Raw genomic sequence first — 13,771 nt, forward strand, 5'->3', positions numbered from 1 at the left:
AACACGTCATGGAAAAAGTTTTAGTTTTCGGTCACAAAAATCCTGATACCGATACGATCACATCGGCAATCGCTTATGCGGAATTAAAGAAAGCACTCGGTGTCAATGCCGAAGCAATCCGCCTTGGTGAAATGAACGACGAAACGTTATTCGCACTCGATACGTTCAAAGCGACAGCTCCACGTTTAGTGACAGAAGTTGCGACGGAAGCGTCACACGTCATCTTAGTCGACCACAACGAACGTCAACAAAGTGCGAACGATATCGATGCCGTTACCGTAACAGAAGTCATCGACCATCACCGGATCGCAAACTTTGAGACATCAGATCCTGTTTACTACCGGGCAGAACCAGTCGGCTGTACAGCAACAATCCTCAACAAGCTCTATAAGGAACATGGTGTTGCGATCAAACCAGAAATCGCTGGTTTGATGTTATCAGCGATCATTTCTGACTCACTTCTGTTCAAATCGCCGACTTGCACGGAGCAGGACATCATCGCCGCCCGTGAACTTGCAGAAATCGCCGGTGTCGATGCGAACGTCTATGGTCTTGAAATGCTTAAAGCTGGTGCTGATCTCTCGAAGAAATCCGTGCCTGAATTGATTTCGCTTGACGCGAAAGAGTTCACGATGGGAACACTCAAAGTCGAAATCGCTCAAGTCAACACGGTCGATACGGCGGAAGTCTTGCTTCGTCAAGAAGAACTCGAAACAGCAATCAACGAAGTCATTCTTGAAAAAGAACTGGATCTGTTCGTCTTCATCGTTACGGATATCTTGACGAACAACTCGGTCGCCCTCGTTCTCGGTCAGGAAGCGAACCTTGTCGAACGTGCCTACGAACTGGAAGCGACGAACAACCTCGTCTACCTCGAAGGTGTCGTCTCGCGTAAAAAACAAGTCGTTCCTGTTTTGACGGATACGGCACTCGCAACGAAATAAATCAAAAAAGAAGGAGTTCGCTCCTTCTTTTTTGAATAAAGAATATGAATGGCTGTTCATTCATTACATAAAGGAGGATTCATTATGACACACACCATCATGGTGACGGGTGGAACGAACGGAATGGGGAAAGCGATGGCGCTCACTTTGAAAGAAGCCGGCTGGAATGTCGTCGTTACGGGACGCGATGCGGAACGTCTGCAACTCATGGATGAAGCATTAGGTCAGATTCAAGGGGACCATTTGACGATCCAGATGGATGTCCGGGACGCAGATGCTTGTCTCGCTGCTGTCAACCAAGCACGCGAACAGTTCGGACGGCTTGAGGCTTTGATCAACAATGCCGCCGGCAACTTCATCTGCCCGACGGATGAGTTATCCCCGAATGGCTGGAAGACGGTCATCGATATCGTCCTCAACGGTACGTTCAACTGCTGTCACGCCCTTGTCAAAGGCTGGCAAGAAGACCAGGTCGTTGGCGGACAGATCGTCAACATCGTCGCATCATATGCGTGGCAGGCAGGTGCCGGAGTCGCGCCGAGTGCGGCTGCGAAAGCCGGTGTCCTGAACCTGACACGGACGCTTGCGGTCGAATGGGGCTACAAGTACCAGGCACGAGTCAACGCAATCAGTCCCGGTCCGATCGAACGGACCGGCGGCGCTGATAAACTAGCCCTCTCACCGGAACACGCGGAGCGGATTCGTCGTAATGTACCACTCGGCCGATTCGGTACACCTGAAGAGATTGCGACGCTTGCTGCGTGGATGGTATCGGATCAAGCGCGTTATTTAAACGGAGAATGTATCGCTCTTGACGGTGGACATTGGTTAAATAAACAACCGTTCTGATGATTGAGGTTCAATGACTTAAGAAGTCAGTTTCCATAAAGATAAGAATGACGCGTTTTACGCCACTCCTAAAGGAAAAAGCGCATTTTTGCGCTGTCAGAGACGAACAAGATCCGCTTCCCTGCTTGAATGAAGCAGAAAACCAGCTTGTGTCTCGCCTGAGGAAAGGGCATGAAAAGACGCGGCATTCTTTTTTTGAGTCAGCCCCTTACATTCGTCTCGAACTATTTTTCTTTCTATTCACTATGTTTATGAATTATCTAGAACAGGTAGAAAGGACAAGAAGGAGGCGATTGTATGTGGGGTGCGTTCGGTTGGGGAGCGCTAGCAGGTGGTGCCGTTGTCATCGGTGCTTTATTTGGATTGTACTTACCCTTAAAACAACGGCTGATCGGGTATATCATGTCGTTTGGAACCGGAATTCTGATCGGTGCAGCAACATTCGAGTTGTTAGACGAAGCTTTAAAAAAATCAACGACGCTTGTCGTCGCGATTTCCTTTATCGTCGGGGCACTCGTCTTTACCGGTTTTGATCTCTATGTTTCTTCCCGCGGTGCGAGTAAACGGAAACGCTCGTCCGGCGGGAATGAAGGAACGGGAACAGCGATTTTCTTCGGAACGATTCTCGATGCGATTCCTGAATCCATCATGATCGGTGCCAGTCTGTTATCGGGAAATGTCAGCGCGGCACTCGTCGCGGCGATTTTCGTCAGTAACATTCCGGAAGGACTTTCGAGTACGACAGGGTTACGCAAGGACGGCTTCTCGAAGAAGAAGGTCCTCCTGATGTGGGGAATCGTTTGGCTGATTTCCGCTCTCGCTTCACTCGCCGGCTATTCGATTCTAGCTGAGTTACCTGATATGCAATTCGCGATGATCGGCGGCTTTGCAAGCGGTGGCATCATCGCAATGCTCGCTTCGACGATGATGCCGGAAGCTCACGAAGAAGGCGGTTCGATCGTTGGTCTGTTCGCAGCACTCGGTCTGATTACAGCGATCATCTTAAGTTAACAGAAACAGCCCGGTCGAACGTTGTTGTTCTTCCGGGCTGTTTGTTTAAACACCTTCCCACTCCTGTCTAAAGCGTGCAACGAACTCGAGCATGTAACGGTGCCGTTCTTCAGCGATTTCGCGAGCAGTATTCGTATTCATTAAATCTTTGAGTCGAAATAGCTTCTCTTCAAAATGATTCAAGGCACTCGTCTCCCCCGTCCGGTCACCGGGCGCTCGTGGTGCGAGTCCAGGTACATGCATCGGCTCCCCGAACCGACCGGCGAACTGAAACGTCCGGGCAATCCCGATTGCCCCGATCGCATCGAGGCGGTCGGCATCCTGGACGACTTGCCCTTCGATCGTCTGCATCGGTGGGCGTGTACCGTCTTTATAGGACAGGCTCGCGATGATGTCTACTATCTGTTCCTGTTCTTCCTCCGTCACCTTTCCTTGTAAGAAGGTTGCGACCGTCTCTGTCGTTCCTCCGAGTTTGCTATCTGCGACGTCATGAAGCAAGGCAGCGAGTTCGATGATCCGGGTGTCACCGCCTTCCTGTCTTGCAATATGTAACGCTAAACGACGCACCCGCTCGATGTGGGCGTAGTCATGACCTGAAAAGTCCGTCGCATGAAACGACCGGACGAAGATTTCCGTTTCTTGAATCATCGTCGTTCCCTCCATTCCGGCTCGAGTAATCCATACAGTAACATGTCATGCCGCTTTCCGTCCCGACGTAAAAAAGCACGGTATCTTCCCTCCTCGACGAAACCAAGTCGTTCATATAATTCAATCGCACGTGTATTATACGCAAAGACCGTCAATTGAATCCGGTACAGATTCAACTCTAAAAAGGCATACTCAAGCAGTGTCGCTATGGCATCCGTCGCATATCCTTGTCCTTCACAATCCGGATCGATTCCGATCATCAGCCAGGCCGTGCCGTGTGTGTACAGTATATCTTCGAGTGCAACGACGCCGATCATCCGCTCATCTTCAAAATTACGAATTGCGAACCGGAACGTCTCCGGTGCATCCGTCGCCATCATCTTTTCAATTTTGTCCGTCGACAAATGACGGAATGGTGTCGCACTGAAGTGACGGGCAAACGTTGCGTCGTCAAGCAATCGTTGCATCACTTCAGTATCTTCCGATTGAAAGCGCGTCAAACGAGTATGATGACCTTCAAGCAGTTTTTTCATTCTTATCCCCCCTCTACTAAAAACCGAAAAACGCTAACCCTTTTTCAGAGTTAGCGTACTGTGATCATAAGACTTTTTCGAGGAATTTTTTCGCTCGGTCCGTCTTCGGATTGTCGAAGAGTTCGACCGGTGAACCTTCTTCCATCAGAATCCCTTCATCGAGGAAGAGGACACGATCGGCGACTTCTTTAGCGAAGCCCATCTCGTGTGTGACGATGACCATCGTCATCCCACTCTCAGCCAGCTGTTTCATGACGTCAAGTACCTCGTTGACCATCTCCGGGTCAAGCGCTGACGTTGGTTCATCGAACAACATGACGTTCGGCTCCATCGCAAGGGCGCGTGCGATCGCGACCCGTTGTTTTTGTCCACCGGACAACTGGTTCGGATAGTTATCGCGTTTTTCAGCCAGACCGACACGCTCAAGTAACGTTTCCGCCCGTTTGACCGCCTCATCCTTTGAGATGCCGAGGACGTTGATGGGTGCATACGTCAGGTTATCGAGGACAGACTTATGCGGGAACAAGTTGAACTGCTGGAAGACCATCCCGATGTTCTGACGTGCTTTTGAGATGTTCGCCTTTGGTTTCGTCAATTCGAAACCATCGACGATGATCGTTCCACTCGTTGGTTGTTCCAGTAAGTTGATACACCGTAGAAACGTTGATTTACCGGATCCCGACGGTCCGATGACAGCGACGACTTCTCCGCGCGTCACCGTCGTCGAGATACCTTTTAATACTTCTAATTTTCCGAACTGCTTATGCAAATCGGTGACTTGGATCATAGGTTCCATCTGATTACCCACTCTTTCTCATAGCTTTTTCGACTTGTTGGCCTATCAAGCTCAATCCCATGACGAGAACGAAATAAACGAATCCGGCAAATAACAACGGTTCGAAATAAATCGCTTTTTCTCCACCGACGATTTGTGCCCGGCGCATGACGTCAAGTACACCAACCGTCGAAACAAGCGCCGACTCCTTCGTCAGCGTAATCAATTCGTTCATGATTGCCGGAAGAATGTTTTTGAAGGCTTGCGGTAAAATAATCGAGCGCAGTTGTTTGAAATACGAAATACCGAGTGCATCTGCCGCTTCCCATTGACCACGATCAACGGCTTGAATTCCCGCGCGGATGATTTCCGAGATATAGGCTCCGGAGTTTAACGAGAAGGCGATGATTGCCGACTGGTATCCTGTCGTGACATACCCTGTCAACTGCGGTAAACCGAAGTGGACGATTGCGAGTTGCAAAATCAGCGGTGTCCCCCGGAAGATGGCCGTATAGGCATGACCGATGAAGCGGATGAAGCGATTCTTCGTAATCTTCAGTGCCGCGACGACGATCCCGATCAACATCCCGGCAATCGCCGCGACGATGACGACTTGGAAGAGGACCGGAATCCCCTCGAGAATGTATGGAATTGAATCTTGAATCTTTGTAAAGTCTATCATAATCAATCTCCTAACGTCGCACAAAAGGGATGAGGTTACCCCCACCCCCATGCACTTGACTTATTTTGCTTCTTTTTGGAACCATTCTTCCGCTAATTTATCGATTTCCCCACTGTCGATCATCTTCTTCAGTTCCTTGTTGAAATCGTCACGCATCTTATCCCCTTTTTTGAAGGCGATCGCTGATCCTGCTGGACCATCCTCTTCAATCTGGTACGTTTTAAGGGATGCATCCTGATCCATGTACTTCACAGCAACCGCGTCCTCGATGATGAGGGCATCGATTCGTCCTGTATTCAATTCTTGAATGATTTCTGGAATCTTGTTCAATGGAACCGTTTCGCTATCCTTGTAACGGTCTTTTGCGAGACCTTCCTGGATTGAACCAAGTTGGACACCGATTTTTTTACCTTTGAGTTCGTCTTCCGAACTGATGGCTGTATCTTTTGTCATGACTAAGTTTTTCGATTCGAAGTAGATATCCGTGAAGTCGGCGTTTTTCTTCCGTTCTTCCGTTGGTGTCATCCCTGCCATGACGAAATCGACACGACCTGAGCTGAGGGCGCCGAGTAAGCTACCGAACTCCATGTCTTCGATTTTCAGGTCATACCCAAGATTTTTCGTGACTTCCTTGGCGATGGCAACGTCGAAACCGACGATATCCTCTCCTTTTTTCGTATCGATGTACTCAAATGGGAAGTAGTCCGCTGACGTTCCCATCGTCAATACTTTATCGCTGTTACTTGATCCACCTGTTGATTCTTCCGACGCCCCACATGCTGCCATCGAGACTGCCAGAATGCCTGCCATTGCCGTTGCTAATAATTTTTTCATTCGAGTTTTCCCCTTCCAACGCTCAATTGTCAGAACTTTAACAATAGTATGGCTTATGTGTATGTCCAATTCAATACCGAAAAGCCTGACCTGTTCTATTGCTTTTAGGATATACGAATATTTATTCACTGTAAAGCATAAATATATAAATTATTTTGACTTTCTATTCATAAATCATGCATAAGTGACTTTTTATACACTTTTGCAAACGTTTTCAATTTTTATTTTTATTATGCTAATCTCATAAAACCACAAAAAAAGACCCCTCTTCAGGAGTCTTTCTCGCTTATGCGTAAATTTCAATCAATGATTCGAGTTTCTCGACGACTTCTTCTGCCGTGAACGATTCGATATCGAACCGCTCGACCATCGAGAGAATGTTCCCATCCTGCATGAGTGCGAATGATGGAGATGAAGGTGGATAACCTTCGAAGTACTCACGTGCACGGTCTGTCGCTTCGCGATCTTGTCCAGCGAATACTGTAACGAAATGATCCGGCTTGATGCCCTCTTTCCGGTTAACATACGCTGCAGCAGGACGGGCGATCCCGCCGGCACATCCACACACTGAGTTGACAAGGACAAGTGTTAGCCCTTCGCGTTTCATTGCTTCATCCACGCTCTCTGGCGTCGTTAATTCTTCAAATCCAGCAGCTTGCGCTTCTTTGCGGGCTGTTTGGACGACATCTTCAAAATACATTTGGAAATCCATCGTATTGCCTCCTTTGATTCGTTCTCCTTCTTATTGTACGAGTTTCGGTGAAATCTGTCCAAGTCTGCCGCTTAATTCAGTTTCTAAAAACGGTCGCGCGTGCAACAGATCACGGAACGCGATGTAGCGGTCGATTTTCTCTTCCGTCGGTCGTTTGTTTTGTTTGTATGCCCGGATCAGGACGTTTTTCGGTGTATGCTCGAGATCGATGAATTCGAGCAACTGCGCTTCATACCCGACGAGTGTCAGTAACTCGGCACGAATCGAGTCTGTCGCGAGTGAGGCAAACTTCTCTTTGATCAATCCATGTTGCAACATGACGTCAAGCGGCGAACAATCGAGTTGACGGTTCAATTCCTTTTGGCAGCACGGTACGCTCAGAATGACCGATGCATTCCAGTCGACAGCTCGCGCGAGGGCAACATCTGTCGCGACATCACAAGCGTGAAGTGTCACCATCAGGTCGACTTCCGTCTCACCGGTGTAATCATGAACGTCTCCGACGCGGAAGGTCAGATCCGTATAATCCAAATCACGTGCAATTTGTGTACATTCTTCGATGACTTCCTTCTTTAAATCTAGCCCCGTCACTTCAAGGTCGAATCCTTTCACGACCTTCAAATAATGATAGAGAGCGAACGTCAAATACGACTTCCCGCAGCCAAAGTCCAGGATCCGCAGTTTTTTTCCTTTCGGTAAGGCAGCGATGCTGTCCTCGACGAATTCAAGGAACCGGTTAATCTGCTTAAACTTATCGTACTTCTGCTTTTTGACCTGCCCCGCTTCCGTCATGACGCCAAGACGGATCAAGAACGGAACCGGTACACCGTCTTCTAATAGATAGGTTTTTTTCCGGTCGTGCGACAAGAGAGCTTTCATCGGCTCTTTTTTTGATGTCTTGATCGCAACCTTCATCTTTTTCGAAAGCTGGAATTGCCACTCTTCCTCTTCAAAGCGGAAAAGAAATTGCCGAAATTCCGTAAACCAGTCACTAAGACGACCGATGAAATCCTCGGTCGAAATATTTTCATGCTTCATGACGCGTTCAAATTGAAACTCAACCTGTATCATCACCGTATCTCTTAATAGAATCGGTTTTACTTTGATTCGCCGGAGATCATTTGATTTTTGACGCGGATTACTCATCGTTGCATGGATCAGTGTTCCTTGCGTGATACGCGAGGCAAGGCTCGCATTTAATTCATGTAGTTCCACTAGTCGTCCCGTCCTTTTCTGATGTTCTTTCGAAACTGTAGCAAATTCGTTCCCGTTCGACAAGTTTACACGCTTCATGATTCGTACGTAATTAAAAGGAGGAATTCATCATGTTCAAAAAAATTCTCTCACAAATCGGAATCGGTGCCGCTACGGTCGATACACGCTTGACGGATGACCGCTGTGAACCAGGCGGTCAGATTCACGGTATCGTCCATATCAAGGGCGGAAACGTCGATCAAGAAATTGATCGAATTTATCTAGCATTCAACACGCAGTACAAACAAGAAGTCAATGATAGCACGACGTTCACGACCTTCACGCTCGACCGGTTTGCTTTAAATGAAGCAAAGTTCACGATCGAAGCGGGCGTCGAACGCGAGATTCCTTTTACATTACGTGTTCCGTTGAATACACCGCTTTCCGTCAGCCAATCGAAATCATGGATCGAGACGGGTCTTGATATCGCACAAGCCGTTGACCCGTCAGACCGGGACGCTGTCATCGTTGAAGCAAACCGTTACCAAACGACGGTCTTGAATGCGATGGAATCCCTCGGTTTCCGTCTGAAAAAAGCCGATACGGAAAAATTGCCCGGGCGGTTCCGTAAAGATTTACCGATTGCCCAGGAACTTGAGTATTCAGCTCGCAATACACACTACGCTCACAAACTGGATGAGATTGAGATCATCATGTTGCAAGACCGTTCCGGAATCGATTTAATCGTCCAAGTCGACCGTCGTGCGCATAGTCTTGGATCACTGTTCAGTGAAATGGCCGGAGCCGATGAATCGATGATCCAGCTACATCTATCCAATAGCGAACTGCAAGATCAGTCATTCGTTGAACGGCAGTTGACGAACATCGTCGAACGCTATAGCTGATCAATCGATTGTGTTACGTGAAAGTGATTCCTCTTCAGGGGAGTCACTTTTTTGTGTAATTCGATAGATAGTTTCTGAAATTTATTTTAATTTGTAATCGTTTTCAAATAAAATATTGTTTTAGAATAATCCCCTTGCTATACTGTCCGTATCGAAAAGGATTTCCAGTCATGGTTCAATTAGAGGAGGATGTATACGATGAAACAAATCCGACGGTTCACGGTAACAGCCGGACTTGCAGCAGTACTCGTCTCAAGCAGTTTGCCTGTCATGGCAGCAACAGAATCATCAGCAGAGCGGATCAATCAAAAGATTGACGCGATGACACTCGAGCAAAAAATCGGTCAGATGATCATGCCTGACTTTCGGCAGTGGAATGGACGTAATCATACGTCCCTTGCCCCAGAAGTCGCAAACATCATCGACCGTTATGACTTAGGCGGCGTCATCTTGTTTGCTGAAAATGTTAGTGAAACCGAACAGACGACGAAACTCGTTCATGATATGCAAGAAGTCGTCAAGCAGGATACTAGCAATGATGTTCCGCTCTTCGTCACGATCGACCAAGAAGGCGGCATCGTCACTCGGCTCGGAACGGGTACGAACTTACCCGGCAATATGGCGTTAGGTGCAACCCGGAGTAGTACTTATGCGAATGATGCAGGGCATATCATCGGTTCCGAACTGCATGCGCTCGGCATCAATGTCAACTTCGGTCCGGTACTTGATGTCAACAGTAATCCGGCGAATCCGGTCATTGGTGTCCGTTCGTTCTCAAGTGATCCCGCACTCGTTGGCAGACTCGGTTCCGCTCTAATGAAGGGAATTCAGTCTGAAGGTGTCGCAGCGACTGCCAAGCACTTCCCCGGACACGGCGATACCGCAACCGATTCCCATTATGGCTTACCGGTCGTTGATCGCTCTCTTCAGGAACTGGAGCAAGTCGAACTCGTTCCCTTCAAGCGAGCGATCGCTGAAGACATCGATATGGTCATGACCGGCCATATCGGAATGCCGCAAATCGAATCCGAAGTCGTCACCTCGAAAAACGGTACCTTCCCTTTACCCGCGACGTTGTCGGATGACGTCATCACGGGTGTGCTTCGCGAAAAACTCGGCTATGACGGCATCGTCATCACAGACGCGTTGAACATGCAGGCGATCGCTGATAACTTTACAGAATCAGAAGCCGTCTTAAAAACGTTTGATGCCGGTGTCGACATCGCCCTCATGCCGACGATTCTTCGTTCCGAGCAGGATGTCGCAAAACTCGACCGGATTTTCAAGGACGTGATTGCAGCGGTCAAAGACGGTCGACTCTCGGAAGAACGGATCGACCAATCGGTCGAACGGATTCTGACGCTCAAAGCAGAGCGCGGGATTTGGAACGGTACGACGGATACGACATCGCTAGCCGATAAACTCGCGCAAGCCAAACAAGTCGTCGGTAGTCCTGACCATAAAGCCAAAGAACGCGCGATGACGGAAGCTGCTGTCACGCTCGTGAAAAATGATCAGCGGACGTTACCGTTCAAACCGAAAAAGAACGCACACGTTCTGGTGATCGCTCCGGCAACGGATCAGACGGATAGCATGAAAAAGACGATCGCATCCCTACCGAAGAATCGAAACTGGCACGTGACGACAGCGAATTACTCAGCTACTACACGACCACTTGAACAAAATCCAACTCTTCGAGCGCAACTCGATGTTGCGGACTATGTCATCGTCGGCTCAAACGTCAATACGAGCGCTAAACTGCTATCAACCGCACCGGAACAAGCGATACCGGCTTCAATCTTCCGCTATGCGAACCAAACGAATACCCCCTCTGTCTTGCTCAGCCTCCGTAATCCATACGACGTCGCCGTTCAACCCGATGCACCGGCACATGTCCTCGTCTATGGCTTTAAAGGGGATCCGAACGGACCGGACTCTGAAGCAGGCAATCTGAAATCCGCCGGACCGAACCTGCCTGCGGGTATCCGCGCAATCTTCGGAACGTTTCAGCCGCAAGGAACCTTACCCGTTGATGTACCGGTCTTTAAGAATGGACTTTTCACCGATCAACTCCATCTCGAATTCGGGGACGGCTTTAAAAACTGGAAAAAATGAGGGCGTGATACAGAAAAGACCGAAGCTCCTTTAAAGGATGCCTCGGTCTTTTAACGATTGATACGGATATTCCGCTTCTTCTTTCGCACGCTGGTAGACGCGATAAAGCGAGTAGATCAGCAGTCCATAGATGACAATCATTATGACTGTTGAAATGAAGCTACCGCTACTGAATTCAAACTGAAACGTTACCTTCAAATTCCAAATCGTAGCATATGTGCCATACACCGTCATCAATATGGGAATGATGTATCCAGCAAATCGAACGTTTGCTTTTCCAAGCATTCGTTGCACGACGTAGGCCGCGATAATGACCAGCAAAATGACGACGATTCCCACTTCCATCCCTACTTTCGCTACAAGATATACCTAATTCTACCATCTATTGGTTCAAGAAGATACGGTTCGCGCCGGAATCGTCTCATAGACCGACGTAAACGTCTCTTCCGTCCAGCCCATATGCCAAAACAGCAACTCATAATAACAGCTCGTCACGAAATGCCGTTTCATGCGCTCGCGTTCCGCAGGACTGGCTTGTTCCGCCAGCGCATCGAGCCGGGCAATCTGTTCAAAGACGACTTTTTCGAACCATTCCGAGCTATAGGTGTCGATCCATTGCTGATAGATTTTTTCTTCCGGTGTACACGTCAGTAACTGTTGACCGACTTCGTAATACAGCCAGTAACATGGCAAAATGGCAGCAATCGTCTCACCGAGTGTTCCCTCGCTCGCATGATGCATGTGCGAGACATAGGCATAGGCTGTTGGTGCCGGTTCGAACGCCGCAAGATCCGCTTCCGTGATCCCGAGCGGCTCAAAAAATGATTGATGGAGACTCAATTCCGCTCCGTAAGTTGACGTCGCGTGCTCGGCAAGCGTTGCGATCGTCGCAAAGTCGTCTGCTTTTGACGCTGCCTTCGCCTGTATCTTCGCAAAGTGTTTTAAGTAATAGGCATCCTGCATGACGTAATGCCGAAATTTCGAGAGCGGTAACGTCCCTTCTCCGATTCCTTGTACGAATGGGTGCGTAAAACTACTATCCCAGTACGCTTGTGCCGCCTGCTTGATTTCTTGTGTAAATGTCATGATCTCATCCTCCTCGTTTTTTATGAAACGAAAAAACACCACCCCGAAACACACGGGCATGGCGCAAGAAGAACAAGACTTGACGCCACTTCCCTCCGTAAGTACGAACTTAATCAGGTTCAAAGGGTCCGAACGTCTTCGTTCGTCTCAGTCGGCCTACCGACTCCCCTAGTGGTCATTATTCGATTCAAATCCACTATAGCATGCTGAAAATGGAAGTCAAGTTGTCCTCGTTCCGCTATACATTGAAGTGTCAGAAGGCGGATGCCCTCTCCATCTGTAGACCGATTCCGAACGTCTTTCGTTCTCGTACACTTACTTTAGTACCTGATACTATAATTCATTCTGTTACTTACAATTGGAGGATTTCATTATGCATACACCAACAAAAATCATGGCGTCAGCCGTTATCGCTTCTGCTTTATTACTCCCAACAGCCGCATCCGCCGAGCAGGTCGTCGACAAGACCATCGTCACACTCGGTGAGTCACTCGGCGCGAAGGATAAAGCTTGGGTGCTTTCACGTCTTAATGCACCGGAAGGCATCACGCCGATCATCGCCACTTCTGCCGACGAAGAAAAGTATCTCGGGAAGAACATCCCGCAATCGCAAAAAGGCGGCAACATGTATTCGTCGGCTAAGATCGAGTTGACGGAAAAAGGCGACGGGCTTTCTGTTGCAACGGAAAACATCACGTGGGTCACGAAGGACATGTATCTTAACGCTCTCGTCACGGCGGGTGTCAAAGATGCCGACATCACGATCACTTCCCCGTACAAGGTGACCGGGACATCGGCACTGACGGGAATCATGAAGGCATACGATCAAACTTCGGCTGAGACTGGGATCAAGCTGAGTGACGAACGCAAGGATCTAGCACAGCAAGAATTGTCAGTCACATCCGACGTCGGAAAGACGGTCGGAACGGATAAAGTCGCTGACTTGATGAACGAGATCAAGGCGGAGATCGCGAATCAAAAACCGCAAACGAAAGTCGAGATTGAAAATCTGATCGTCCAAGTCATTCAAAACAACAATATTCAATTGTCTGACGCCCAAATGGATCGATTGACGAATCTGTTCAATCAAATGGAACAAGCGAACATCAACTGGGGACAAATCGAGAGCGGACTGAAAAATGCCGGTCAAGATATCCACGCCTTTGCAACGTCCGAGGAGACGAAAGGATTCTTCGCTAAACTATTTGATGGATTAAGTGACTTCTTCAGCTCGATTGCCGGGGTATTCAAATAATTCAGACTTCCTCATCTGACAAAATAATGGTAAACTACCTGTATCTGAAACGGAAGGTGGTGTGAAAAGATGGACTTTGCCGCGTGCAAACATTGGTTAATGGAACAATTGTATCTGTTGCGCGCGATTTTTCATGGAATGGCGTTCTAAGGCACCCGTCTGCCCTTTTTAGAACTTCATGACTGAAAAATACAGCAAAGCGCATCTTTCACACGTGATGGAGAGTGC

The 13,771-nt window shown here is 48.4% G+C and carries 15 protein-coding genes and 1 riboswitch; of the genes, 6 read left to right on the forward strand and 9 right to left on the reverse strand.

Translation table 11 applies throughout. The features are described from left to right. Positions 1–8: 8 nt before the first annotated feature. The 3 genes from ACRPK8_RS05240 (at position 9) to ACRPK8_RS05250 (ending at position 2,804) form a co-directional block, all read left to right on the forward strand. A complete protein-coding gene (locus ACRPK8_RS05240) occupies positions 9–944 on the forward strand; it encodes a manganese-dependent inorganic pyrophosphatase (protein WP_432237247.1) in 936 nt (311 codons plus the stop codon). Positions 945–1,028: 84 nt separating this feature from the next. Further along, a complete protein-coding gene (gene fadH / locus ACRPK8_RS05245) occupies positions 1,029–1,793 on the forward strand; it encodes a 2,4-dienoyl-CoA reductase (RefSeq protein ID WP_432237248.1) in 765 nt (254 codons plus the stop codon). A gap of 297 nt (positions 1,794–2,090) precedes the next feature. Beyond that, the gene (locus tag ACRPK8_RS05250) at positions 2,091–2,804 is read left to right on the forward strand and encodes a ZIP family metal transporter (protein WP_432237249.1); all 714 of its coding nucleotides are present in this window, start codon (positions 2,091–2,093) and stop codon (positions 2,802–2,804) included. 45 nt (positions 2,805–2,849) lie between these two features. Here ACRPK8_RS05250 and ACRPK8_RS05255 read toward each other — a convergent pair whose 3' ends face one another. The 7 genes from ACRPK8_RS05255 to ACRPK8_RS05285 form a co-directional block, all read right to left on the reverse strand. Beyond that, the gene (locus ACRPK8_RS05255; protein WP_432237250.1) at positions 2,850–3,467 is read right to left on the reverse strand and encodes an HD domain-containing protein; all 618 of its coding nucleotides are present in this window, start codon (positions 3,465–3,467) and stop codon (positions 2,850–2,852) included. After that, a complete protein-coding gene (locus tag ACRPK8_RS05260; RefSeq protein ID WP_432237251.1) occupies positions 3,449–3,985 on the reverse strand; it encodes a GNAT family N-acetyltransferase in 537 nt (178 codons plus the stop codon). The genes ACRPK8_RS05255 and ACRPK8_RS05260 overlap by 19 nt, the downstream gene beginning before the upstream one ends. 64 nt (positions 3,986–4,049) lie before the next feature. After that, positions 4,050–4,772: an amino acid ABC transporter ATP-binding protein gene (locus ACRPK8_RS05265; RefSeq protein WP_041255311.1), complete on the reverse strand. Its 723-nt coding sequence runs from the start codon at positions 4,770–4,772 to the stop codon at positions 4,050–4,052. A 13-nt stretch (positions 4,773–4,785) separates the two neighbouring features. After that, complete coding sequence (locus ACRPK8_RS05270; RefSeq protein ID WP_432237338.1) at positions 4,786–5,445, reverse strand: amino acid ABC transporter permease; 660 nt, start codon at positions 5,443–5,445, stop codon at positions 4,786–4,788. 57 nt (positions 5,446–5,502) lie between these two features. Beyond that, positions 5,503–6,276 carry a transporter substrate-binding domain-containing protein gene (locus tag ACRPK8_RS05275; RefSeq protein ID WP_432237252.1) on the reverse strand — a complete coding sequence of 258 codons (774 nt, stop codon included), beginning with the start codon at positions 6,274–6,276 and terminating at the stop codon, positions 5,503–5,505. 286 nt (positions 6,277–6,562) lie between these two features. Then, positions 6,563–6,988, reverse strand: coding sequence for a BrxA/BrxB family bacilliredoxin (locus tag ACRPK8_RS05280; RefSeq protein WP_023467616.1), 426 nt, complete (start codon positions 6,986–6,988; stop codon positions 6,563–6,565). A 30-nt stretch (positions 6,989–7,018) separates the two neighbouring features. Next, positions 7,019–8,203: a class I SAM-dependent methyltransferase gene (locus ACRPK8_RS05285; RefSeq protein WP_432237253.1), complete on the reverse strand. Its 1,185-nt coding sequence runs from the start codon at positions 8,201–8,203 to the stop codon at positions 7,019–7,021. Between the two features lie 110 nt (positions 8,204–8,313). Between ACRPK8_RS05285 and ACRPK8_RS05290 the strand changes: the two genes are divergently transcribed. Next, complete coding sequence (locus ACRPK8_RS05290) at positions 8,314–9,087, forward strand: sporulation protein (RefSeq protein ID WP_432237254.1); 774 nt, start codon at positions 8,314–8,316, stop codon at positions 9,085–9,087. A 198-nt stretch (positions 9,088–9,285) separates the two neighbouring features. Continuing rightward, positions 9,286–11,202, forward strand: coding sequence for a glycoside hydrolase family 3 N-terminal domain-containing protein (locus ACRPK8_RS05295; RefSeq protein WP_432237255.1), 1,917 nt, complete (start codon positions 9,286–9,288; stop codon positions 11,200–11,202). A 30-nt stretch (positions 11,203–11,232) separates the two neighbouring features. Here ACRPK8_RS05295 and ACRPK8_RS05300 read toward each other — a convergent pair whose 3' ends face one another. Continuing rightward, positions 11,233–11,547, reverse strand: a complete 315-nt coding sequence (locus tag ACRPK8_RS05300) for a hypothetical protein (RefSeq protein ID WP_432237256.1) — start codon at positions 11,545–11,547, stop codon at positions 11,233–11,235. 45 nt (positions 11,548–11,592) lie between these two features. Further along, positions 11,593–12,288 (reverse strand): thiaminase II, encoded by a 696-nt coding sequence (gene tenA / locus ACRPK8_RS05305; protein ID WP_432237257.1) that lies wholly within the window; start codon positions 12,286–12,288, stop codon positions 11,593–11,595. Between the two features lie 73 nt (positions 12,289–12,361). After that, positions 12,362–12,468: riboswitch (TPP riboswitch) on the reverse strand. 193 nt (positions 12,469–12,661) lie between these two features. Here tenA and ACRPK8_RS05310 point away from each other — a divergent pair. Further along, positions 12,662–13,543: a DUF1002 domain-containing protein gene (locus tag ACRPK8_RS05310; protein WP_432237258.1), complete on the forward strand. Its 882-nt coding sequence runs from the start codon at positions 12,662–12,664 to the stop codon at positions 13,541–13,543. Positions 13,544–13,771: the final 228 nt, after the last annotated feature.

The organism is Exiguobacterium sp. TDN 0502 (genome assembly GCF_050846835.1).
Lineage (GTDB): Bacteria > Bacillota > Bacilli > Exiguobacteriales > Exiguobacteriaceae > Exiguobacterium_A.